Annotated in this window: 21 protein-coding genes and 2 tRNA genes; 11 read left to right on the top strand and 12 right to left on the bottom strand. The window is 68.2% G+C overall.

The features are described from left to right. Positions 1-150: 150 nt before the first annotated feature. On the bottom strand, positions 151-528 hold the full coding sequence (locus tag GSY65_RS18710; protein WP_159770088.1) for a winged helix-turn-helix transcriptional regulator: 378 nt from the start codon (positions 526-528) through the stop codon (positions 151-153). Between the two features lie 101 nt (positions 529-629). On the opposite strand from GSY65_RS18710, the gene GSY65_RS18705 reads away from it, so the two are divergent. Further along, on the top strand, positions 630-1,283 hold the full coding sequence (locus GSY65_RS18705; protein ID WP_159770085.1) for an FMN-dependent NADH-azoreductase: 654 nt from the start codon (positions 630-632) through the stop codon (positions 1,281-1,283). Positions 1,284-1,434: 151 nt separating this feature from the next. Here the strand turns inward: GSY65_RS18705 and GSY65_RS18700 are convergent, their stop codons facing one another. Then, positions 1,435-4,245: a beta-L-arabinofuranosidase domain-containing protein gene (locus GSY65_RS18700; RefSeq protein ID WP_159770082.1), complete on the bottom strand. Its 2,811-nt coding sequence runs from the start codon at positions 4,243-4,245 to the stop codon at positions 1,435-1,437. A 344-nt stretch (positions 4,246-4,589) separates the two neighbouring features. Between GSY65_RS18700 and GSY65_RS18695 the strand changes: the two genes are divergently transcribed. After that, positions 4,590-4,769, top strand: a complete 180-nt coding sequence (locus GSY65_RS18695) for a hypothetical protein (RefSeq protein ID WP_159770079.1) — start codon at positions 4,590-4,592, stop codon at positions 4,767-4,769. Positions 4,770-5,063: 294 nt separating this feature from the next. On the opposite strand, the gene GSY65_RS18690 is transcribed toward GSY65_RS18695, so the two are convergent. Continuing rightward, positions 5,064-5,147, bottom strand: a tRNA-Leu gene (locus GSY65_RS18690). 485 nt (positions 5,148-5,632) lie between these two features. On the opposite strand from GSY65_RS18690, the gene GSY65_RS18685 reads away from it, so the two are divergent. From GSY65_RS18685 to pknB, 6 genes are all read left to right on the top strand, one after another. Further along, positions 5,633-6,463 carry an FhaA domain-containing protein gene (locus tag GSY65_RS18685; protein WP_159770076.1) on the top strand — a complete coding sequence of 277 codons (831 nt, stop codon included), beginning with the start codon at positions 5,633-5,635 and terminating at the stop codon, positions 6,461-6,463. Between the two features lie 10 nt (positions 6,464-6,473). After that, positions 6,474-6,995 carry an FHA domain-containing protein FhaB/FipA gene (locus GSY65_RS18680; RefSeq protein ID WP_159770073.1) on the top strand — a complete coding sequence of 174 codons (522 nt, stop codon included), beginning with the start codon at positions 6,474-6,476 and terminating at the stop codon, positions 6,993-6,995. A gap of 128 nt (positions 6,996-7,123) precedes the next feature. Further along, the gene (locus GSY65_RS18675; RefSeq protein ID WP_201452589.1) at positions 7,124-8,656 is read left to right on the top strand and encodes a Stp1/IreP family PP2C-type Ser/Thr phosphatase; all 1,533 of its coding nucleotides are present in this window, start codon (positions 7,124-7,126) and stop codon (positions 8,654-8,656) included. Between the two features lie 27 nt (positions 8,657-8,683). Beyond that, positions 8,684-10,120 (top strand): FtsW/RodA/SpoVE family cell cycle protein, encoded by a 1,437-nt coding sequence (locus GSY65_RS18670; RefSeq protein WP_159770067.1) that lies wholly within the window; start codon positions 8,684-8,686, stop codon positions 10,118-10,120. Continuing rightward, positions 10,117-11,589: a peptidoglycan D,D-transpeptidase FtsI family protein gene (locus tag GSY65_RS18665; protein ID WP_159770064.1), complete on the top strand. Its 1,473-nt coding sequence runs from the start codon at positions 10,117-10,119 to the stop codon at positions 11,587-11,589. The genes GSY65_RS18670 and GSY65_RS18665 overlap by 4 nt, the downstream gene beginning before the upstream one ends. A gap of 169 nt (positions 11,590-11,758) precedes the next feature. Then, positions 11,759-13,774, top strand: a complete 2,016-nt coding sequence (gene pknB / locus GSY65_RS18660; protein ID WP_159770061.1) for a Stk1 family PASTA domain-containing Ser/Thr kinase — start codon at positions 11,759-11,761, stop codon at positions 13,772-13,774. 152 nt (positions 13,775-13,926) lie between these two features. Here pknB and GSY65_RS18655 read toward each other — a convergent pair whose 3' ends face one another. From GSY65_RS18655 to GSY65_RS18630, 6 genes are read right to left on the bottom strand one after another with little or no spacing between them, the layout of a single operon-like run. Beyond that, a complete protein-coding gene (locus tag GSY65_RS18655; RefSeq protein WP_159770058.1) occupies positions 13,927-14,664 on the bottom strand; it encodes a class E sortase in 738 nt (245 codons plus the stop codon). Positions 14,665-14,695: 31 nt separating this feature from the next. Next, complete coding sequence (locus GSY65_RS18650; RefSeq protein WP_159770055.1) at positions 14,696-15,988, bottom strand: class E sortase; 1,293 nt, start codon at positions 15,986-15,988, stop codon at positions 14,696-14,698. Next, the gene (locus tag GSY65_RS18645; RefSeq protein ID WP_055538158.1) at positions 15,985-16,635 is read right to left on the bottom strand and encodes an aminodeoxychorismate/anthranilate synthase component II; all 651 of its coding nucleotides are present in this window, start codon (positions 16,633-16,635) and stop codon (positions 15,985-15,987) included. The genes GSY65_RS18650 and GSY65_RS18645 overlap by 4 nt, the downstream gene beginning before the upstream one ends. Continuing rightward, on the bottom strand, positions 16,632-16,793 hold the full coding sequence (locus GSY65_RS18640) for a hypothetical protein (RefSeq protein ID WP_159770052.1): 162 nt from the start codon (positions 16,791-16,793) through the stop codon (positions 16,632-16,634). Before GSY65_RS18640 ends, GSY65_RS18645 begins: the two co-directional genes overlap by 4 nt. Positions 16,794-16,846: 53 nt before the next feature. Further along, a complete protein-coding gene (locus GSY65_RS18635) occupies positions 16,847-17,539 on the bottom strand; it encodes a class E sortase (RefSeq protein ID WP_159770049.1) in 693 nt (230 codons plus the stop codon). A 27-nt stretch (positions 17,540-17,566) separates the two neighbouring features. After that, a complete protein-coding gene (locus GSY65_RS18630; RefSeq protein ID WP_201452587.1) occupies positions 17,567-18,433 on the bottom strand; it encodes a DUF881 domain-containing protein in 867 nt (288 codons plus the stop codon). A gap of 141 nt (positions 18,434-18,574) precedes the next feature. Between GSY65_RS18630 and crgA the strand changes: the two genes are divergently transcribed. After that, positions 18,575-18,829: a cell division protein CrgA gene (gene crgA / locus GSY65_RS18625; RefSeq protein ID WP_159770046.1), complete on the top strand. Its 255-nt coding sequence runs from the start codon at positions 18,575-18,577 to the stop codon at positions 18,827-18,829. Between the two features lie 301 nt (positions 18,830-19,130). Here the strand turns inward: crgA and GSY65_RS18620 are convergent, their stop codons facing one another. After that, positions 19,131-20,024 carry a rhomboid family intramembrane serine protease gene (locus GSY65_RS18620; protein ID WP_159776134.1) on the bottom strand — a complete coding sequence of 298 codons (894 nt, stop codon included), beginning with the start codon at positions 20,022-20,024 and terminating at the stop codon, positions 19,131-19,133. A gap of 153 nt (positions 20,025-20,177) precedes the next feature. Beyond that, on the bottom strand, positions 20,178-20,711 hold the full coding sequence (locus GSY65_RS18615; RefSeq protein WP_159770043.1) for a peptidylprolyl isomerase: 534 nt from the start codon (positions 20,709-20,711) through the stop codon (positions 20,178-20,180). A 363-nt stretch (positions 20,712-21,074) separates the two neighbouring features. Here GSY65_RS18615 and GSY65_RS18610 point away from each other — a divergent pair, with 363 nt between their 5' ends. Continuing rightward, a complete protein-coding gene (locus tag GSY65_RS18610) occupies positions 21,075-21,776 on the top strand; it encodes a DUF5324 family protein (RefSeq protein ID WP_159770040.1) in 702 nt (233 codons plus the stop codon). A 553-nt stretch (positions 21,777-22,329) separates the two neighbouring features. Here the strand turns inward: GSY65_RS18610 and GSY65_RS18605 are convergent. Then, a tRNA-Ala gene (locus GSY65_RS18605) sits at positions 22,330-22,402 on the bottom strand. A 183-nt stretch (positions 22,403-22,585) separates the two neighbouring features. Between GSY65_RS18605 and GSY65_RS18600 the strand changes: the two genes are divergently transcribed. Beyond that, positions 22,586-23,134, top strand: a complete 549-nt coding sequence (locus GSY65_RS18600; protein ID WP_033530590.1) for a helix-turn-helix domain-containing protein — start codon at positions 22,586-22,588, stop codon at positions 23,132-23,134. Positions 23,135-23,478 lie beyond the last annotated feature (344 nt).

Below are 23,478 nucleotides of genomic sequence, written 5' to 3'. Positions count from 1 at the left end.
CGAACATCAACTCGTGACGACGGTACAGCCGGTGGCCGAAACGCGTCAGACCCTGTGGACAACTCCGCCTCGGCCGCTCACCCGCCTGTGGAAAACCCGGGGAACCGGACCCGACGCCCTCTGGTCCCACCCTGCTCCCGCCCCGAGGCGCTAGTCCCGCCCCGCCCCCGCACAAGGCCCGCTCCGGGGCAGATGGATCTTGGCCCAGGCGGCGAGTTCCCTCAGCGCCGGGTCCAGCGCGGCGCCCGCGTCCGTCAGGCGGTAGGTGACCCGCAGGGGCGGGCCCTCCTTGACCTCGCGCAGGACGAGGCCGGCCGCGGCGAGTTCCGTGAGGCGGTCGGAGAGCATGCGTTCGCTGATGCCGGGGATCGCCCGGCGCAGGTCGACGAAGTGCGCAGGATGCGGCATCAGCGCGGCCACGATCAGGCCCGTCCATCGCTTTCCGAGCAGAGCGAACACGCGCGTGATGCCGTCGCCGACCGGCTGGCACGGACCGGCGCCATGGAGGTCCTGCTGCTTCTCCGCCATACGGCCAGCGTACTGGGCCCCTAGTAGGTGATGAAAAAAAGTAAGTGACTGTGCTATTCATAGTCGAGTACGAAAACGAAGCGACTTCCTTGGAGTGCCCCATGGCCACCCTTCTCCACCTGGACTCGTCCGTCTTCCCGCTCGGCGCCTCGACGTCGCGCGCGGTGACGGAGACCTTCCGCAAGGCATGGGAGGAGCAGCATCCGGACGGGACAGTCATCTACCGCGACCTCCACAGCGATCCCGTGCCGCACATCAGTGCCGACGCGCACACCGCCGGTTACACCGATCCGGCCACGCGCACCCCGGAACAGGCCGCCGCCTTCGCCGAGCGCGAGAAACTCATCGCCGAACTGGAGGAGGCCGACGCGATCCTGATCGGCGCCCCGATGTACAACTTCTCGATCCCGTCGACCCTCAAGGCGTGGCTGGACAACGTGGTCCTCATGGGCCGTACCGCAATGACCGGGGACTCGAAGGCGAAGGGCACCCCCGTCACCGTCGTCGCCAGCCGCGGCGGCTCCTACGCGCCGGGCACGCCGCGCGAGCCGTTCGAGTACGTGCAGAACTACCTCGACGCGGTGCTCGCCGACGGCCTCGGCCTGGACGTCGACTTCATCGTCCCGGAGCTGACCATGGCCCCGCACAACCCGGCGATGAGCGGGCTGATCCCACTCTCCGAGGCCTCGCGCGCCCAGGCCCTCGACGACGCGGCCACCAAGGCCAAGGCCCTCGCGGAGCGTCTGGCCGCGTGACCCCACGGCCGGCCGGCGCACGGCGCCACACCGGCCGACCGCGCGCCGGCCGACCGGTCACGACGGGATCGGTACTCCTCCGCGCCCTTCCCTCCGGGCCAGCGGCCCCACTCTCCCCGCGGGCCGAGCCTCACCCACGGCCCGGCGAGCCTCAGGCCTCGTAGGACGCGTTCTCCGCGGTCGTGATCACCTTCTGCCCGTCGGCCCGGCCGAGCAGTCCGTCCGACACCCAGGAGCTCACGGTCGCCCGCACGCGCGCGACCAGCGCGCCCTTGTCGGCGAACGGCGCCCCCGCCCAGATCTCGTCGAGCAGGGTCGTCCCGTCGGGCCTGGCCGGGTTGGCCACGCCCGCGTCGGTGCCCCCGAGGACCACCTTCGGTTCGGAGCGCCTGAAGTACGCGTGCGTCGGATCCTCGGTGCCCTCGTAGAAGGGCGCGAACTCGGTGCCGTCCAGCGTGTGGTGCAGAGGCTCTCCGCTCACCGGCGTGAGGGAGGGCAGCAGGTCACCGGAGAGACCGGCGTTGCCGTACAGGCCGAACGACACGTAGCTCGTACTGGCGTTCCTGCCGACCAGGTTCACCGGCCCGTGGAACAGGGTCTGCAGGGTCGGATCGTCGAGGGCCTTCTCCACCCGCAGCCGGAACGGGATGGTCACGCGTACGGCGTCCCCGTCACGCCAGGTACGGGACGGGATCGTGAAGTAGCTCCCGGCGGTGGGCGTCCCGCTCACCGCGCTGCCGTTGACGGTCACCCGGAACCCGGCGGTCGCCCAGGACGGCACGCGCAGCTTCATCTCGAAGGTGCCGCCGCCCCCCTCGACGGTGATCGTGGAGCCCTGCTCGCGCGGGTAGTCGGTGGTCTGGGTGACCGTAACGCCCTGGGCGGTCCAGTGCAGCGTCGTGGCGCTGTACAGGTTGACGTACAGCGCGCTGCCGTCGGCCTTCGCGAAGTACACGGAGTCCTGGTACTTGGTCGCGCTCTCCAGACCCGTCCCCTCGCAGCAGGTCGTGCCCTGCTTCGGGGTGTAGTCGCGCACATGGCCGGGTTTGAGGCCGATGAAGTACGTGACCAGCGGCTTCTCCGCGTCGGCCGTGTCCTGCTTGGAACCGAGCACCTGGTTGAGGAGGGCCCGCTCGTAGTAGTCCATGTACTTCGGGTCCTGCTCGTGGAAGAACAGCATCCGGCTCAGCTTGAGCATGTTGTACGCGCAGCAGGTCTCGGCGTTGGTGTCGCTGATGGTGCCGGAGACGACCCCGGGGGCCCTCCAGAACTCCGCCGTGCTCGTCCCGCCGATGCCGTACATGCGCTGCGGGACGACCATGTCCCAGAAGTTCTTGGCGGCAGTGAGATAGCGGGTCTCGCCCGTCGCGTCGTACAGGCGGACGTACCCGGTGAAGATCGGGATGTGCTGGTTGGCGTGCAGGCCGTCGAGGATGTCGGTGTTCGCGGCGCAGGCGTCGATGAGCCGGTCGAGGTCGAAGAGCTTGGCCAGGGCGAGGTGATCGGGCTCCCCGGTGATCGTGTACAGGTCGACGATGGTCTCGACGATGCCGCCGAACTCACCGCTGGAGAAAATGCCCCACATCCGCTGCAGCGTGGCGTCCGGCAGCCTGGACAGCCGGGAGTACATCCAGTCGCACATGCCGGACGCCAGGTCAAGCGCGCGGGCGTCGTCGGTGGCCAGGTAGGCGTCGACGAGGCCCTTGAGGATCTTGTGCGCCGTGTAGTACGGCGCCCACACCTTGGTGTAGTCACCGCTGGTCATCGACTCCAGGGCGATGAACTGCGTCTCCGGGTACGCGGCGAGGAACCCGGGATGGCTCGGCCCGCCCCAGGTGCGGCGCAGGGTGGCGGTGAGGCCTCGTCCGGAGGCGTCGGCGAACGTGCCGCCGTCGGTGGCCGCGAACCAGTACGACGCGAGATCACCGAGCCCTGCGGCGGACTTCTTGGCCTCGTTCGTCTGCAGCGAGGTGATCTCGGCCGCCGTGAGGGCCCGTGACCAGACGTTGAACTCGTCGAAGGCGCCCGCGTACACCGGGTCGCCGGAGAAGTTGGAGCGGCCCAGCCAGTTGTTCGCCAGGGTGCCGAGGACGGACGGGTTGAGCGTCATCGAGGCGTTCCGCGCGACGGCTGAACCGTTGACGTAGAGGGTGCCCGTGGAGCCGGAAAGGGTCACCGCCAGATGACTCCACTGGTTCAGCGGCAGCGCGGCCGTGCCGTTGAGCCCCTGCTCCCCGCCCGGCCCTCCGGTGGTGACGGCGAACCGGGGCACCCCGTCGGCATTGCGGGTGGCCAGATACATGTACCGGGTGGTGTCGTCGCCGAAGTCGAACACCCGCTGCCAGTTGGCGGTGTGGGTGGGCATCACCCACACCGCCAGGGTGACCGCCGCGGCGCCGCCGAGCACGGCGGCCGGCAGGTCGATGTACTGGTACGAGCCCCGGACGTTCTCGTGGGCGCCGCCCCACTTGCCGGTGACGGCGAGCATCTTCGGGTCGCCGCGCAACGCCTCGCGCACCTCGCTCAGGGCGCCGACCATGCTGCGGATCCGGTCGGCGTAGGCGGTGTCCCCGGTGCCGGCGTAGGCCTGGGCCAGCATGGTCAGGAAGTGTCCGGTGTAGTGGCCCCGCAGGTTGCCGTTGGCCTCGCCGTCGAGGCCCTCCCAGCCACCGGGGGCGACCGCGCCCTTGGTGGAGAGGCCCGCGTTGGCACGGAACACCTGGAGCAGCCGGTCGACGTCATAGCCGCGGCCGTGGTCGAGCATCAGCTGCCGTTTGTCGGCGAACAGGCCCTGGCCGAGCGTCACGTCCGTGAGCGCGAAGGGCCGCACCGACCAGGTGGACGGTGCCGGGACGGTGGCGGCGGCCGCGCGACCACCGCCCGTCCCGAAGGAGACTCCGGGTACGGCCGCGGCGACGATCGCGGACTGGAGGAGAAAGCGTCTGGAGAGGGGCGGAGCCATGTGCGCCTCGTCTCTGGCAGGGGTGTGGGGGCGGGGAGGATCAGTCAACAGTCATTCGAAATGACGAACGTTGTGCGATTTGCCGACCAGAAGATAGGTATGAGGCGGGCGAGCGTCAACGGCGCTGACGGGAATTCACATGCCTCGCCCCCAGATGGAAGGCCCGGCGTCGCCCGCGCACGTTGCGCTGGACCCGCGCGAACCCGGAACCGCGCGCCCCTGGGAGCCACGGGGAATCCACCCGTGGGCGGCCCTGATAGGCGCTGGTCAGCCACCGCACCCACGCCCTCACCCCTGCGGCCGGTGGCCGAAGGGAAGGCAGACCGACTGATCCTGTCCGGACCATGGACAGCGCAATCGAATTCAGCACCCTGGAGTCCCGCACCTTCTCCGACGGCGAGCGCCAGGAGTTCCACGCGGTCATACGACACACCCGCATCGGCGTGATCGCCGGCGCCGACCGCGTCCCACCCCCGCTCACCCCGGAGCAGCAGCAGCCAGCCATCGCCGAGCACCCCATCTAGCAGGACCTGCTGGTCCGGGCGCGCCGCCTCACCAGCTCCACCTCACACTGCTTCACGTAGAAGATCACTGATGCACCGCTCTGCGATGTTTCACGTGAAACACGGGCCTGCCCGCGTGCGGGAGACTCGGCACGCCCCCTCCCTGTCCCGTGCCACCAGAGGATGAAAGCCCTTACCGAGTCCGCTGAGAGACTCCTCACACTTCACCCACGAGGCGGCTGAAGCCAGCCTTAAGAGCCTCGCGAACACAAAAAGATGCGGTCCCATCGTGTTCACGATGGGACCGCATCACTGTGCGCGAGGGGGGAGTTGAACCCCCACGCCCTTGCGGGCACTGGAACCTGAATCCAGCGCGTCTGCCTATTCCGCCACCCGCGCATTGGGTGTGTCCTCAGGGCCTGCCCTTTCGGTGCTGGCGCCTTCCGACATCCAGAAGATTAGCACGCTGGAGAGGGTGGGTTCACATCCCTTTACTGAGGCCACCCCGGCTCCCGCCGACCGGGCACAGAGGGACCAGCGGCGTCCGAACACCTGCCCTCTTCCGCCACGTATCAACGCGTGCTGGTTCACGTATCAACCTCGTACCGGTCCCGGCCATCTCTACTGGAGGAGGGCAGGGTCCACAGTCAGGTGCGGGACACTGGTCTCGTGCCGCCTCTACGATCCTTGGCAGAGTTCGGACGGGGGTAGTTCGAAGAGGAGCTCCGGTGGGAAGCCGGGAGAGGACCTCAGTGGGCGTCGGCGCCGGTGACACCGGCCGACGGGGCCGACAGGGGGAACCAGCCGATTTCCCGGCGCGTGGATACGATCAGTAAGCAGTACGGACGCAGTACGCAGAGCGGTGACTACGGAGGAGGTGCCCCATGGGAGTCCTGAAGAAGTTCGAGCAGCGTCTCGAAGGTCTGGTCAACGGCACCTTCGCCAAGGTGTTCAAGTCCGAGGTCCAGCCCGTGGAGATCGCGGGAGCGCTCCAGCGCGAGTGCGACAACAACGCGACCATCTGGAACCGCGACCGGACGGTCGTCCCCAATGACTTCATCGTGGAACTGAGCACGCCCGACTACGAGCGTCTCAGCCCCTACTCCGGCCAGCTCGGCGACGAGCTCGCCGGCATGGTGCGCGACTACGCCAAGCAACAGCGGTACACCTTCATGGGGCCCATCAAGGTGCACCTGGAGAAGGCGGACGACCTCGACACCGGCCTGTACCGGGTGCGCAGCCGTACGCTCGCCTCCTCCACCGACCAGCAGGCCCCCGGGGGCGCCCCGGCCAACGCCGGCGGCGGCCGCCCCGGCGGCTACGGCTACCCGCCCACCGGCGCCCCGCCCATGCCGGCCACGCCGCCCCCGGGTGGCCGTCCCGGCTCGGCCCCCTACCTCCAGCGCGCCGGGGCAGCCCCGGGTGCCGCTGGACGCACGCGCTACTGGATCGAGATCAACGGCACCCGCCATCAGATCTCCCGCCCGACGCTCGTGCTGGGCCGCAGCACCGAAGCCGACGTGCGGATCGACGACCCCGGCGTGTCCCGCCGGCACTGCGAGATCCGGACCGGAACGCCCTCGACGATCCAGGATCTCGGGTCCACCAACGGCATCGTGGTGGACGGGCAGCACACCACCCGCGCTACGCTCCGCGACGGCTCGCGGATCGTCGTGGGCAGCACCACCATCATTTACCGGCAAGCCGAAGGGTGAAGCGGGGGCAATGTCAGAGCTGACCCTCACGGTCATGCGGCTGGGGTTCCTGGCCGTACTGTGGCTGTTCGTGATCGTGGCCGTGCAGGTCATCCGCAGCGACCTGTTCGGTACGCGCGTCACCCAGCGGGGGTCGCGCCGGGAGAGCGCGCGGCCGCAGACCGCCGCCCGGCAGGCCGCGCCGCCGCAGCAGCGCGGCCAGCAGCCCGCCGCCACCGGCGGCCGCCGCGGGCGCAACGCCCCGACCAAGCTCGTCGTCAGCGAGGGCACGCTGACGGGGACGACCGTCGCGCTGCAGGGCCAGACCATCACGCTGGGCCGTGCGCACGACTCCACGATCGTGCTGGACGACGACTACGCCTCCAGCCGGCACGCCCGGATCTACCCGGACCGCGACGGTCAGTGGATCGTCGAGGACCTGGGGTCCACCAACGGCACGTATCTCGACCGGAACCGACTGACGACGCCCACGCCGATCCCGCTCGGCGCGCCGATCCGCATCGGCAAGACCGTCATCGAGCTGCGGAAGTAGTGCTACATCATGAATAGGCGCGAGCGGAGCGAGCACGCAGCGGCGGCCCCCACCCGGGGCCCCGGCGCGCTCCCGACCGGAGGGTGGGCACCGTGCGGATGTACCCGGAGCCGACGGGCGAGGTGCGCATGAGTCTGTCACTGCGCTTCGCCGCCGGATCGCACAAAGGCATGATCCGTGAGGGCAACGAGGACTCCGGCTACGCCGGCCCGCGGCTGCTCGCGATCGCCGACGGCATGGGCGGTCAGGCGGCCGGCGAGGTCGCCTCCTCCGAGGTGATCTCCACCCTGGTCACGCTCGACGACGACATCCCCGGCTCCGACATCCTGACCTCCCTCGGCACCGCCGTGCAGCGCGCCAACGAACAGCTGCGCGCCATGGTCGAGGAGGACCCCCAGCTGGAGGGCATGGGCACCACGCTCACCGCCCTGCTGTGGACCGGCCAGCGCCTCGGTCTCGTCCACGTCGGCGACTCCCGCGCCTACCTCCTGCGCGACGGCGTCCTCACCCAGATCACCCAGGACCACACCTGGGTGCAGCGGCTGGTCGACGAGGGCCGTATCACCGAGGAAGAGGCCACGACCCACCCGCAGCGCTCCCTGCTGATGCGCGCGCTGGGCAGCGGCGACCACGTCGAGCCCGACCTCTCCATCCGTGAGGTCCGCGCCGGCGACCGGTACCTGATCTGTTCCGACGGCCTGTCCGGCGTCGTGTCCCACCAGACCATGGAGGACACCCTCGCCAGCTACCAGGGTCCCGAGGAGACCGTCCAGCAGCTGATCGAGCTCGCGCTGCGTGGCGGGGGCCCCGACAACATCACGGTCATCGTCGCCGACGTCCTCGACCTCGACACCGGCGACACCCTCGCCGGGCAGCTCCACGACACCCCGGTCGTGGTGGGCGCCGTCGCCGAGAACCAGCTCCACCTCCAGGACAACGGCATCATGCAGACCCCCGCCGGCCGGGCCTCCGGGCTCGGCCGCCAGGGGCACCCGCAGGGCGGTGGCGGTGAGTTCGGCCCGCCCGGCTCCGGCGACACCACCGGTTACATGCCGGCGGCGGGCACCTTCGGGAACTACTCCGACACCGACTTCGTGAAGCCGCGCAAGAAGGGCCGGTGGCTCAAGAGATCCTTCTTCGGCATCCTCGGCCTCGCCGTGATCGGCGGGGGTCTCTACGGCGGGTACCGCTGGACGCAGACGCAGTACTACGTCGGCGCCAACGACGACCATGTCGCGCTGTACCGCGGCATCAGCCAGGACCTGGCGTGGATCTCGCTCTCGAAGGTGGAGAAGGACCACCCCGAGATCGAACTCAAGTACCTGCCGCCGTACCAGCAGAAGCTCGTCGAGGCCACGATCGCCGAGGGCGGTTTGAACAACGCCAAGAAGAAGATCGACGAACTGGCCACCCAGGCGTCGGCGTGCAAGAAGAACGCCGAGCGCCGCGAGGCGGCGGACAACAACGCCAAGACCGGTGCGGGCGAGGCCGGGGGCGTCACGGGAACCACGAAGACCTCCCTCACGTCCAAGGCCACACCGTCCCCGACGTCGACGCCAACGACGTCCCCGAGCCCGACCCAGTCCACACCCACACCGTCAGCCGGCCCCAGCCTCTCGGAGGAGGAGCAGAAGCTGGTCTCGCGGTGCGGTGAGCAGTAGGCAAGCCGCGAGGGGCCCACGCACACGATGAGCAGTACTACCAACACGTCGACGCAGCACACGTCCACGATCGGCGCGATCGGCGCGCCGAGCCGCCGCAACACCGAACTGGCGCTGCTGGCTTTCGCGGTCGCGATCCCGGTGTTCGCCTACGCCAACGCCGGGCTGGCCATCAGCGACCAGGTCCCCGCCGGGCTCCTCGCATACGGCCTCGGACTCGGCCTGGTCGCCGGTATCTGCCACCTCGCCGTCCGCAAGTTCGCACCGTACGCAGACCCGCTGATGCTGCCGCTGGCCACCTTGCTGAACGGGCTCGGGCTGGTGGTCATCTGGCGGCTCGACCAGTCGGAACGACTCCAGCTGCGTGACGAGTTCTTCGAAGCCTCCCCCAGGCAGCTGCTCTACTCGGCGTTGGGCATGGCGCTGTTCATCGCCGTGCTCGTCTTCCTGAAGGACCACCGCGTCCTGCAGCGCTATACGTACATCTCCATGGCGGCTGCCCTCGTCCTGCTGCTGCTGCCGCTCGTGCCCGGCCTCGGTCTGAACGTCTTCGGCGCACGCATCTGGATCTCCATCTTCGGATTCACCATCCAGCCAGGTGAGTTCGCCAAGATCGTGCTGGCCATCTTCTTCGCCGGTTATCTCATGGTGAAGAGGGACGCGCTGGCCCTGGCCAGTCGCCGCTTCATGGGCCTCTATCTGCCGCGCGGCCGCGACCTCGGGCCCATCCTGGTCGTCTGGGTCCTGTCCATCCTGATCCTGGTCTTCGAGACCGACCTCGGTACGTCGCTCCTTTTCTTCGGCATGTTCGTGATCATGCTGTACGTCGCCACCGAGCGGACCAGCTGGATCGTCTTCGGTCTGCTGATGTCCGCCGCCGGCGCCGTCGGCGTGGCCTCGTTCGAGATCCATGTGCAGCAGCGTGTCCAGGCCTGGCTCGACCCGATGCGTGAGTACGAGCTGAGCCAGCAGGGCATCGTCGGTCACTCCCAGCAGTCCATGGAGGCCCTGTGGGCCTTCGGCTCCGGCGGAACCCTCGGCACCGGTCTCGGTCAGGGGAACTCGGACCTCATCGGCTTCGCAGCCAACTCCGACTTCATCCTCGCCACCTTCGGCGAGGAACTGGGCCTGGCCGGTGTCATGGCGATCCTGCTGGTCTACGGCCTGATCGTGGAACGCGGCATTCGTACCTCACTGGCGGCTCGGGACCCGTTCGGCAAGCTGCTGGCCGTCGGCCTGTCCGGAGCCTTCGGACTCCAGGTCTTCGTCGTCGCCGGTGGTGTGATGGGCCTGATCCCGCTGACCGGTATGACGCTGCCCTTCGTGGCATACGGAGGTTCCTCCGTGATCGCCAACTGGGCGCTGATCGGCATTCTGATCCGCATCAGTGACACCGCGCGGCGCCCCGCGCCGGCCCCCGCCCCCAACCCCGACGCCGAGATGACCCAGGTGGTCCGACCGTGAACAAGCCGCTGCGCCGGATCGCGATCTTCTGCGGGCTCCTCATCCTTGCCCTGCTCATCCGCGACAACTGGATCCAGTACGTACAGGCCGACTCCCTGAAGAGCGACAACAAGAACCGCCGCGTCGCCATCGAGCGCTACGGCACCCCACGCGGCGACATCATCGTCGACGGCAAGGCCATCACCGGGTCCGTCGAGACCAGGGGCACCGACTACAAGTTCAAGCGCACCTGGAAGAACGGCGAGATGTGGGCCCCCGTCACCGGGTACTCCTCGCAGATCGTCGGCGCCACGCAGTTGGAGAACCTCGAGGACGGGATCCTCACCGGCAACGACGACCGGCTGTTCTTCCGGAACACGCTGGACATGATCACTGGCAAGAAGAAGGAGGGCGGCAGCGTCGTCACCACCCTCAACGCCGCCGCGCAGAAGGCGGCCTTCGAGGGCCTCGGCAACAAGAAGGGCGCCGTCGCCGCGATCGACCCGAAGACCGGCGCGATCCTCGCCCTGGCCTCCACGCCGTCGTACGACCCGTCCACCTTCGCCGGCATCAGCCAGAAGGACAGCGAGACCTTCTCGAAGCTGGAGAAGGACAAGGACAAGCCGATGCTGAATCGCGCACTGCGCGAGACCTACCCTCCGGGCTCCACGTTCAAGGTGGTCACGGCCGCCGCCGCGCTGGAGAACGGCATCGTCGACGGCATCGACAAGGCCACGGACACCCCGGACCCGTACCAGCTGCCCGGGACGAGGACCAACCTCACCAACCAGCACGGCAAGTGTGAGGACGCCACACTGCGCGAGGCCCTGAAGGTGTCCTGCAACACCGTCTTCGCCAAGCTCAGCGACAAGGTCACCAACGAGAAGATGATCGAGCAGGCGGAGAAGTTCGGCTTCAACGAGGCCGAGCTGGACATCCCGGTCCGCGCCGCGGAGAGCGTCTACCCCGTGGACAACGCGCCGCAGAACGCGCTCGACGGCATCGGCCAGGGCTCCAACCGCTCCACGCCGCTGCAGATGGCGATGGTCTCCGCGGCCATCGCCAACGACGGCAAGCTGATGAAGCCGTACATGGTCGACCAGCTGCGCGCCTCCAACCTCGACGTCATCGAGTCCCACGACCCCGAGGAGCTCTCCCAGGCCGTATCGCCGGAGACCGCCCAGAAGCTGCAGGAAATGATGGAGACCGTGGTCAACGACCCGGGCGGCACGGGTGGTGCGGCGAAGATCAACGCGGAGGGCGTCACCGTCGGGGGCAAGACCGGCACCGCTCAGCACGGCGTCGACAACAAGGAGCTTCCGTACGCCTGGTTCATCTCCTACGCCAAGCTCAGCGACGGCAGCTCGCCGGTGGCCGTGGCCGTGGTCGTGGAGGACGGCAGCGCCAACCGTGGTGAGATCTCCGGCGGTGGTCTCGCCGCCCCGATCGCGAAGAGCGTGATGCAGGCAGTGATCAACAGCAAGAAGTGACCCCGCTCACGTCACCTCCACATCGGTGCACGTTGCGATACCGGTCCTGTATCGGGTGACGCGGTTGGCCAGGTCATGAAAGGCGAGACGGGTACCGTATGCCCGGAGCACAGCCGCCGGACCACACAGAGGTGCGGTCGGGACCGACGGAGAGGGCTGGTAGGAAGCTATGGAAGAGCCGCGTCGCCTCGGCGGCCGGTACGAGCTGGGCCAGGTGCTCGGCCGTGGTGGCATGGCGGAGGTCTACCTCGCGATGGACACCCGCCTCGGCCGCACCGTGGCGGTGAAGACGCTGCGAGCGGACCTCGCGCGCGACCCCACCTTCCAGGCCCGGTTCCGCCGGGAGGCCCAGTCGGCCGCCTCGCTCAACCACCCCGCGATCGTCGCGGTCTACGACACGGGCGAGGACTACATCGACGGGGTCTCGATCCCCTACATCGTCATGGAGTACGTCGAGGGCTCCACTCTTCGTGAGCTTCTCCACAGCGGCCGCAAGCTGCTGCCGGAGCGGGCCATGGAGATGACCATCGGCATCCTCCAAGGGCTGGAGTACGCCCACCGCAACGGCATCGTCCACCGTGACATCAAGCCGGCCAACGTCATGCTGACGCGCAACGGCCAGGTCAAGGTCATGGACTTCGGTATCGCCCGCGCCATGGGCGACTCCGGCATGACGATGACGCAGACGTCCGCCGTCATCGGCACCGCCCAGTACCTCTCTCCCGAGCAGGCCAAGGGCGAGCAGGTGGACGCCCGGTCCGACCTGTACTCCACCGGCTGTCTCCTGTACGAACTACTGACGGTGCGTCCCCCGTTCATCGGCGACTCCCCCGTGGCGGTCGCCTACCAGCACGTACGGGAGGAGCCGCAGTCCCCGAGCGTCTTCGACCCGGAGATCACGCCGGAGATGGACTCCATCGTCCTGCGTGCCCTGGTCAAGGACCCGGACTACCGGTACCAGTCCGCCGACGAGATGCGTGCCGACATCGAGGCCTGCCTCGACGGCCAGCCCGTCGCGGCCACCGCGGCCATGGGCTCGGTCGGCTACGGCGGGTACCCGGACGACCAGGCCACCACGGCGATGCGCTCCCATGACGCCGGCGCCACCACGATGCTGCCCCCGATGAACGGGGACGACGGTTACGGTTATGACGACCGCCAGGGCCGTCGCCGTCAGCAGAAGAAGAACAACACCTCGACGATCCTGCTGGCCGTCGCGGGTGTGCTGGTGCTGGTGGGTGCGATCCTCATCGGACGGTGGATGTTCGCCGGTGGGGACACGGGCGGCGACACGCTCAAGGCCCCGAACTTCGTCGGTCAGACGGAGAAGGAGGCCAGACGGTCGGCGACCAACGTCGACCTCAAGGTGACCACCACCCAGGCCGCGTGCGAGAACCAGAAGACCGGCAACGTCTGCAAGCAGAATCCTGCCGCCGACGAGCCGGTGAAGAAGGGCGACACCATCGCCCTGGTGATCTCGACCGGCGCCCCGAAGGTCTCCGTCCCGGACGTCACCGGGCTCCAGTTCAACGAGGCCAAGGCCGAACTGGAGGAGAAGGGCTTCCAGGTCGAGCGGAAGAACGAGGAGTCCGACCGCAAGGCTGGTGTCGTGATCAGCCAGGACCCCGAGAGCGGGAAGCGGGAAAAGGGCTCCACGGTCACGCTGACGGTGGCCAAGGAGGCGGAGAAGTCCGTCGTGCCGACGGTCGCGGGCCGCAGCTGTGATGACGCCAAGGCGCAGATGGAGGCCAACGGCCTCGTCGGCACCTGCACCGATGTGGAGACCGACGACGACAACCTCGTCGGCAAGGTCATCGCGACCAGCCCGGAGGCGGGCACCGAGCTCAACCCGGGCGACACGGTGACCATCCAGATCGGCAAGAAGGCCGAGGAGAAGAAGGCCAAGGTCCCGAACGTGGTCGGCCAGACCGTGGGTCAGGCGAAGCAGATCCTGCAGCAGAACGGCTTCACCAACATCCAGTTCGCCCAGGGCAGCGACCAGAGCGACACCGCGCTGGTCACCGACCAGGACCCGGACGGCGGCAAGGACGCCGACCCGGCCCAGACGACGATCACCCTCGCCTCCGTGAGCTTCGGCGGGAACAACAACGGCGGCAATGACAACGGCGGCAACAACGGCGGGGGCTTCTTCGGAGGCCTCACCGGCACCCGCTTCGAGGACTGATCACCAGCTCGAACCGCACCAAGACCGATGCCCGGCCCTTCTTGAGAAGGACCGGGCATCGGTTTGAGAAGGACCGGGTATCGGTCTTTCCGGCGGGATCCGGGCATCGGCCGCCATACCGATGTTTCACGTGAAACAGTCGCGGCGGCCAGCTAGCGGAGTTCCTTCGGCAGAGTGCGTTCCGCGTTCACCCGTTCCACCCGTTCCAGCTCGCCCCACACGATGTAGCGGTGGCGGGAGGTGTAGACGGGGGTGCAGGTGGTGAGGGTGATGTACTTGCCGGCTTTCTTCTTGCCGGACTCCCTGGGGATGCTCGACAGCACCTTGACGTTGTACTTCGAGGTCTCGGAGAGAGTCTCGTAGACCTTGTAGACGTACCAGCTGTCCCGGGTCTCGAAGACGATCGGGTCGCCCTTCTCCAGCTTGTCGATGTTGTGGAACTTCGCTCCGTGACCGTCGCGGTGGGCCGCGAGGGTGAAGTTGCCGTCCTTGTCGGAGGTGGGGAGGGTCGCCTTGACGGGGCTCGTGTAGTAGCCGGCGACACCGCCGTCGAGGACATCGGCCGAGGTGCCCTTCTTGACCAGGACCTCGCCGTTCTCCATGGCCGGCACATGCAGGAAGCCGATGCCGTCCTTGGTGTCCAGGGCGCCCGGGCTGCTGTCGGCCGCCTCCCAGTTGTCGCGGACCTTGTCCGCTTCCTCGCCGGCCTCACGATCGGCCAGGACGTTCGTCCACCACAGCGAGTAGACGACGAACAGGCCCAGCACCACACCCGCGGTGATGAGCAGTTCACCGAAGACACTGACCGCCATCGCGATCCGTCCCATACGACGACGCTTCGGCGCGGTCTCGGACGTGTCCGTCTGCTCTTCGGTCCCGTCGGTGGTCACTGCCACAGTTCATCCGCCCTTGGTCGAGCCCTTACTGGACGAGCGCGTCGGGCTTCCCCTTGCTGCGCGGCCGTTCCTCCACCATCTTGCCCCAGACGATCATGCGGTACTTGCTGGTGAACTCCGGGGTGCACGTGGTGAGGGTGATGTAGCGGCCGGGCCCGGTGAATCCCGAGCCCGGAGGCACCGGATTGAGCACACTGACGTTCGACGGCGGCGTCACCGGCAGGATCGACGCCATGTCGTACACGTAGTACGTGTCCTGGGTCTCCACGACAATCGGGTCGCCCGGCTTCAGACGGTTGATGTACCGGAACGGCTCACCGTGGGTGTTCCGGTGACCCGCGATACCGAAGTTGCCCGTCTTGTCCTGGGGCATCGCCGTCTTGATGCTGTTCTCGTCGTAGTGCCCGACCATTCCGCGGTCCAGGACCTTCGACTTGCTGATGCCCTCGGCGATGGGCACGACCACGTCGAGCTTCGGGATGTGCAGGATGGCGAAGCCCTGGCCCGGCTCGAACGCGCCCGGTGCGCGCTTGCCGCTCTTCCACTCCTCCTGGAGGCTCGTCGCCTCCCGGCCCGCCTGCTGCTGGGCCCGGATGTTCGACCACCAGAGCTGGTAGGTCACGAACAGCAGCATCAGCACGCCGGTGGTGATGAACACCTCGCCGATCGCCCGGCTCGCGACCACACCCATGCTGGGTTTGCGCGCCCGCGCCGCCCGCCGTGCCTCGACACGGGAGAGAGGTGCCGGGGCCTCATCCGCCGCTTCTAAGGGCCTGTCGGGCCCGTGAGCGGCTCCGGAGCCCGTTCGGACTCCGGAGGACCCCCCGTGCTTCCCGTGCCGTCTGGCGGCCTTGCGTCGCGCCGCGCGGCCCCCGGGAGCGGGCGGCCGGTGTATCGCCTCGGCCTCGGCGGCCAGGCGCCGCGCCTCCTCCACCCGGAGGGACACCGTCTCCTCGTCGATCGGAGGGTGTTCCTGGGCGGTGTCGACCGAGGGGTGCTCGTGCACGGCCGGTTCATAGGCAGCGGGACGTGCCGCCGGATAGGCATTCGGTTCGAAGTTAGCGAAGGGCTCCCCGTAGGACACCCTGGAGCGCGGTTCGTACGACGGTTCCGCGTAGTGCCGCCCGCCGTACCAGTCGCCCCGGGGGTAGTCCGTCTCCTGGGGCTGCGGCTGCGGCTCCGGCGGGGCGTACCACTGCTGCGGCGGCTCGGCCGGGGGGCGGGGGCGGAAATCCTCCGCCTCGAACGACTCGGCGCCCCCGTACGCGGCCTCGCCGCCGTAGGGGGCACTCTCGCGCTCGGGGCGCAGGGCGGTCACGCCGTGGCCCTGCCCACCACCGGGGCGAGCCCCGCCGACCTCGCCACAGCGCCTTCGTCCCCGCATTCCACGAGCCAGTTGGCCAGCATGCGGTGACCGTGCTCGGTGAGCACGGACTCAGGGTGGAACTGCACGCCTTCGACGGGAAGTTCACGGTGCCTCAGGCCCATGATGATCCCGTCGTGCGTACGAGCCGTGACCTCCAGTTCGACCGGTACGGTCCCGGGCTCGGCGGCCAGCGAGTGGTAGCGGGTCGCGGTGAAGGGGGTCGGCAGACCTGCGAAGACGCCCCTGCCCTCGTGCTCCACCAGCGAAGTCTTGCCGTGCAGCAGCTCGGGGGCGCGGTTCACGACCCCGCCGTACGCCACCTGCATGGACTGCATGCCGAGGCACACTCCGAAGACGGGCACGCCGGTCTCGGCGCAGTGGCGGACCATGTCAACGCAGACGCCGGCCTCCTCGGGGGTGCCGGGGCCGGGGGACAGCAACACGCCGTCGAAGTCGTCCTGGGCGTGCGCGGTCGCCACCTCGTCGTTGCGCAGCACCTCGCACTCCGCGCCCAGCTGGTAGAGGTACTGGACCAGGTTGAAGACGAAGCTGTCGTAGTTGTCGACGACGAGGATGCGGGCGGGGCGGGCGGCACTCACTGGTCGTTCACCGTCACATCGTTGAAGGGCAGCAGGGGCTCCGCCCAGGGAAAGACGTACTGGAAGAGGACGTAGACGACGGCCACGGTGAGCACGACGGAAAGCAGCGCCTTCACCCATACATTGCCGGGCAGATGCCGCCAGATCCAGCCGTACATGCCGTCCCTTCCTTCACACCACGGCACCGGATTCACGCCGTACCGCCACCAGACTAACGGCGTAGTGCCTCTGGTTTCCCTGACTCCACAGGCTTCGTGGATTCGAGATGGCCCCACACGATGAGCCGGTGGCTGTGGCCCCACTCCGGGTCGCAGGTCGTCAGCGTCAGATAGCGCCCCGCGCGCGTGTAGCCCGATTTCTCCGGCACGGGGTCGATGACCTGGACGTCCGTGGGCAATGTCCGATAGGGCCCCTTGTCGATGACGTAGGTGTACCAGTGGGCGCCGTCGGTCAGGACCACCGCGTCACCGGCCCGCAGCCTGGGAAAATCTTTGAAGGGATCGCCGTAGGTGCGGCGGTGGCCGGCGACCGCGAAGTTTCCCTTCTGCCCCAGCTGAGCGGTGTTCGCGTAGTGCCCGAGCCCTTTCTTCAGGGTGCTGGTCCTCGTGCCCTCCAGGACGGGCTTGTTCCACGTGAGACCAAGACGCGGGACGTACATGAGAGCGAAGGGTTTCGCGTCCCTGTAAGGCGCGGGGGGCTTCGGACTCGTCGTGGCCCCCGGGGCCGCCGTGGGTCGTACCGGTTGCCTCGCCCACTGGTCCTGGAGCAGGCCGACCTGGCGGTCCATCTCGGTGTCGGCCTTCACACCGGTCCAGAAGAGCACGTAGACGACGAAGAGCACGATCAGGGTGCCGACGGTGATGCAGAGTTCGCTGACGGTCCTGACGATCACGCGCACCGACACAGGTCCCCCGGCTGCCGTTACGGGCTTCTACTCCACGGGCTTGGCGTACTGCAGATCCACTGTGCCCGAGTAGCCGGGCAGAGTCACCGGCCCGTCCTCGGTGACCTTCCACCCGAGTCCGTAGACGTTGACGTACACCATGTAGTTCTGGATCGCCTTGCTCTCGGCGAGCGCCTTCTGGAGCTTCTCGGGGTCACCGACCGCCTGGATCTTGTACGGGGGTGAGTAGACGCGGCCCTGAAGGATCAGGGTGTTGCCGACGCACCGCACGGCGCTGGTGGAGATGAGTCGCTGGTCCATGACCTTGATGCCCTTGGCTCCGCCCAGCCACAGGGCGTTCACCACGGCCTGCAGGTCCTGCTGGTGGATGACCAGGTAGTCGGGCTGCGGCTCGGGGTAGCCGGGAAGCTTCGCGGTGGCGTTCGGCGGAGCGTCGTCGAGGGTGACGGTGATGGCCTCGCCCTTGAGCCGCTGGGTGCCGGCGTTCTTCTCCAACGCCGTGAGCCGTGCGTCCTCGGCCTCCGTACTGCCGTCGTCCCGCTCGGCGAGCGCCTCGACGTCGTCCCGGAGCGCCCCGTTCGACTCGTCGAGCTGCCCGTTCTTGTGGCTGCGCTCCTGGATCAGGTCGGAGAGCTTGAGCAACGAGGTGTCCGTGCGGATGTTCGTGCCCTTGGCCGTGTCGAAGCTGGTGAAGAAGATGAGCCCGGCGAGGGCGAAGACCCCCACGGTGAGCACGCGCGCGGGCCGGAAGCCGCCCCGCGCGGAGACGTCACCGGTCGCGGGGGACGAGGGGCCGGTCGCGGGGGACGAGGAACCGTCGGATTCGACGGACCCGTTGCCCGTCCCGGAGGGGTCGCCGGAACCGGCCTCGGGGGAGTCGGCTGAATTGCTCAACGTACCCTTATCTCCTTAGGCGGCGCGGAAGCACTACGCTAACGGACGCCCGGGGGAGCATTCAGTGTCCCCTTGTACGCTGCCCCCGAGCCCGCCCCGTTCCCTGCGCGGCCACGCAGCGCATCGACAGGAGAGACCCTCGTGCCGAAGTCACGTATCCGCAAGAAGGCCGACTACACGCCGCCGCCGTCGAAGCAGGCCACAGCCATCAAGCTGAACAGCCGTGGCTGGGTGGCTCCCGTCATGCTGGCCATGTTCCTCATCGGCCTCGCCTGGATCGTCATCTTCTATGTGACCGACGGCTCGCTGCCTGTCGACTCCCTCGGCAACTGGAACATCGTGGTGGGCTTCGGCTTCATCGCCGCCGGCTTCGGCGTCTCGACCCAGTGGAAGTAGCACTTTCCGCACCGGCTGACCAGCCCTCCCCATAACTATCCACGGAGTTATCCACAGGCGTTTTCCACAGTGGGGAAAAAGAACGACGATCTGTGGATAACTCACCGGGCATTGACGCCGGTATGACTGACCCGCCACTCCCGCATGGATGTTCGCCCCCTGCCTGACCTGCGGAAACGCAGGTGAGCGACAGGGGGCACACCTGTTCCCGCACCCTATGCACAAGATCCGCCACGGTCTGTGGACAACTGTGCTGTAGCGGTACCGTCCGAGTGCTCGCTGAGCGGCGAGTCAGGGCTGATCAGGTGAGCTGAGCGGTCCTGGCCACGATCATGATCAGCCCGGCTGCCAGGACCAGGGCGCAAACCCCGAACTGGATCAGCGACCGTCGCTTCCGCGGAGCGTGCACCATCGCATAGCCGACCACGACACCGCCGACGAGGCCGCCCACATGGGCCTGCCACGAGATGTTGAAGTACGGGCTGAACGTGAAGATCAGGTTGATCACGAGCAGGATGACCAGCGGACGCATGTCGTATTTGAGATGCCGCATGAGGACGGCGGTCGCACCGAAGAGGCCGAAGATCGCGCCGGACGCACCGAGGGAGGGCTGGTTCGGCGCGGCCAGCAGGTAGGTAAGCGCGCTGCCTGCGAGGCCGGAGACGAAGTAGAGCGTCAGATAGCGGGCGCGGCCCAGGGCCGCCTCCAGGGGGCCGCCGATCCACCAGAGGCTGAGCATGTTGAACAGGATGTGCGTGACGCCGCTGTGCAGGAACATCGACGTCACCAGCCGGTACCACTGGCCCTCGGCGACGCCCTGGAGCGAAGTACCGAGGCCTGGGACCCAGGCCCGTCCGATGAGGTCGAGCCGGTCGGTGAAGCGGTCGCCCAGGGCCTTCTGCACCAGGTACAGCAGCAGGTTCGCGCCGATAAGGATCTTGGTGACGAGACGGGGATCGGCGCTGACGGTGCCGCCCGCGAGGGTGCGGGGCTGGGAGGCGGAGGGCGCGTGACCCGTGCCCGACCCGTTGCGGACGCAGTCCGGGCACTGGAAGCCCACGGAGGCACTGACCATGCACTCGGGGCAGATAGGGCGTTCACACCGGGTGCAGCGGATCCCCGTCTCCCGGTCCGGGTGCCGGTAGCAGGTGGGCAGGCTCTGCGCCTCCTGCGGGCTGCTCGGCACCTGGTCCATCGGTCCCTCCGTCTCGTGTGTGGAACACATCGGCCCCGCCCATCCTTACGGATGAGCGGGGCGAATGGTTCCCTCAGGGACCTTGCACACCTTTCGGTTCCGGCGCACGCAGGGCCCCGAGCCCTCGGCCCGTGTGGCGGGCCTTCAGAGGGCTCAGCCCTGGCGGGTCTCGATGACGACGGACTCGATGACGACGTCCTTCACCGGGCGGTCGGTGCGGGGGTTGGTCTGGGTGGTCGCGATGGAGTCGACGACCTTCTGGCTGGCCGCGTCGACGACCTCGCCGAAGATGGTGTGCTTGCGGTTCAGCCATGCCGTCGGGGAGACGGTGATGAAGAACTGCGAGCCGTTGGTGCCCGGACCGGCGTTGGCCATGGCCAGCAGGTAGGGCTTGTCGAATGCGAGGTCCGGGTGGAACTCGTCCCCGAACTGGTAGCCGGGGCCGCCGGTGCCGTTGCCCAGCGGGTCACCGCCCTGGATCATGAATCCGCTGATCACCCGGTGGAAGACCGTGCCGTCGTAGAGCTTGTCCGTGGACTTCTGGCCGGTCGCCGGGTGGGTCCACTCACGCTCGCCCTGGGCGAGCTCGACGAAGTTCTTGACCGTCTGGGGCGCGTGGTTCGGCAGCAGCCGCACCTCGATGTCGCCGTGGTTGGTCTTCAGGGTGGCGTACAGCTGCTCAGCCACGATCTGCCTTCCGTTGTCCTCTGTGACTCCCCCGATCCTCGCACGGACGGCGGCCGGAGTCGCCCGACGGCCACACCCTCGCCCGGTACGCGCACGGAAAACGGGTCGAACACCCAAGGTATCGGCGCGCTTGGCGACGATCCGTGGCATTGTCGGCACTGTCGTGGACAAGCTCCCATTGCCCCGTATTCATCCGCAATTGCACAGCACCGGCTCACGGACGGTTCCGACTTCCTGACCCCGCGAATGCCCGCCCGCATGACCCGGATGCCCGCCCACACATGCCTCAGAGCGTTCCGGGAGGCATGATCGCCAAAAGGGTGGAAAGTCGAAATACCGTACGCCACCGAGGAGGAGGATCCCGTGACCCGCATCGACAGCGTGCGCGCCGCGACCGGTTCGGCGAAGGACAGCGTGCTGCACGCCGCGGAAGTGGTGGCGCCCTACGCCGACACGGCCAAGGAAAAGGCCTCGCACTACGCATACGAGGCGCGCGTGAAGATCGCGCCGAAGGTGTCGCAGGCCGCGGAACAGGCACGCGTCCAGTACGGCGCCCTTGTCGTCCCGCGTCTGGAACAGGCACGCACGCATGTACCGCCGAAGATCGACAACGCGGCCCATGAGGCCGCAGTACGCACCCGTAAGGCTGCCCGCCAGGCCGCCGACTACTCCCGCCCGCGACTCGAGCAGGCAGTGGCCGCTGCCGGCCCCATGCGCGAGGAGGCCACGGCCCGGAGCGTGGCGGCGCTGGCCGCGCTGCGCGGTCAGGTGTCGCCCGAGCAGATCCAGAAGCTCGTCCGCAAGCAGCAGCGTCGCGCCAGGGCCGGCCGCGCCTTCAAGGGTGTGGCCGTGATCGGCATCCTCGCAGGCGGCGCCTTCGCCGCCTGGAAGTGGTGGGACAAGCAGGCCAACCCCGACTGGCTGGTCGAGCCCCCCGCCGCCACCGAGGTCTCCGAGCGCGGACGGCTGTCCTCCGTGGACGGCAGCGACGCATCTGGCCTCGACCCCGAGGTCGAGGCCAAGCAGGCCGAGGACGAGGCGGCGAACGGCGACGACCGCCGCTGAGACGAGCGCGCAGCGCCGACGACGCACGGGCGGTCCTGTGGCCGACGCACTGACGGCGTCGCGGTCGGGGTCTGCGGCCCCTCCGTGGACGGCGGCAGTGTCGCCCCGTGGAGGACGAAAACCGCGGACGTCGGTCTGCGGCTGACATAGGTGTTCCGCGGCTCGCCTGCGACGCGATGCCTTTCAACAGCCCTGTGGGCCGGAAGACTTGACGGTCGTCCGGCCCACAGGGCTGTTTCACGTGAAACACACCCGGAGACAGACCACCGAGGCAGGTCGCCGAGCACTCGAAGGGGAATGTGCCCATCCGATTGCGAAGAGTGAGAGCCGTCTCGGGCCCCGACTTGCTGTGACGTAGACCACGGTTTTCGCATATGCGCACACCAGCAGGCACCTCAACCCGTCTCGCGCCTCCAGAGGCAGTCCGCTCACCCACTGCACAGATCGCGATCGCGACGTGGACCCCCTGGCACACCACGTGACGGACGATCGTGGGACCACACAAAGAGACCGGGCCGGACGTCTCCTGACGTCCGGCCCGGTCCATCCGCTGTGGAGCCTAGGGGAGTCGAACCCCTGACATCTGCCATGCAAAGACAGCGCTCTACCAACTGAGCTAAGGCCCCGGAAGGGAAGCGTCTGCCCGGAAGTACCGACCACCGGGTGGCGCCGCAGACCAGAGTACCGGGTCACCCCCGGTATCTCGCAAAAAGATTGGGGGTCCCCGTGAACGACCACTCTCCGTAAGATGCTCGTCGTGGTTCGCTACAGCGAACCGCAGTTTTTTGGGGAAGCGATGGGGAGACGCAATGGACGCCGCACAGCAGGAAGCGACCGCAAGAGCCCGGGAGCTGCAGCGGAACTGGTACGGAGAGCCGCTGGGGGCGCTCTTCCGTAGGCTCATCGAGGACCTGGGTCTCAACCAGGCCCGTCTCGCGGGGGTACTGGGCCTTTCCGCACCGATGCTGTCGCAGCTGATGAGTGGTCAGCGAGCCAAGATCGGGAACCCGGCCGTGGTCCAGCGGGTGCAGCTGCTGCAGGACCTGGCGGGGCAGGTCGCGGACGGCAGCGTGAGCGCCGCCGAGGCGACCGAGCGCATGGACGAGATCAAGAAGTCGCAGGGGGGATCTGTGCTCAGCAACACCACGCAGTCGACGACGAGTTCCGGGGCGCCCACGGTCAAGCGGGTCGTCCGCGAGATCCAGTCGCTGCTGCGCTCTGTGGCGGCCGCGGGCGACATCATCGAGGCGGCGGACACCCTCGCCCCGACCCACCCCGAACTGGCAGAGTTCCTCCGGGTGTACGGCGCGGGCCGCACCTCGGACGCGGTGGCCCACTACCAGTCCCACCAGAACTGAGATCGAGGCCCGGTCACCGGGACGGGGTCGGCGACCGGGCCGCGGCCAGGAACGGGGGGCCAGTGGCGCGGGCTGGTGGCACAGCGCCGAAGAGGCACACGCGGGTCAGGAAGACGTGGACGTAGGCTCGACGAGAGCCGAGAGGGAACGGCCGGGCCGCCGGAAGGGCCGGCCGAGGCAGAGATCCGAAGAGACTGAGAGCCGAAGAAGCGGCGAACAGACGGAGCGGAGAGCCGGGGCGGCGGAGGGCCGGTCAGGCAGAGGCAGCGGAGAGGGCTGAGAGGACGGGCCACACAGAGCGACCGGGGGACAGAGGTACGGAAACGAGCTCCGTGGGAAACCGG

It is taken from the genome of Streptomyces sp. HM190 (genome assembly GCF_009857135.1).
GTDB lineage: Bacteria > Actinomycetota > Actinomycetes > Streptomycetales > Streptomycetaceae > Streptomyces > Streptomyces heilongjiangensis.
The sequence above is the reverse complement of the archived record's forward strand: the minus strand, read 5'-3'. Positions and strand labels throughout refer to the sequence as shown.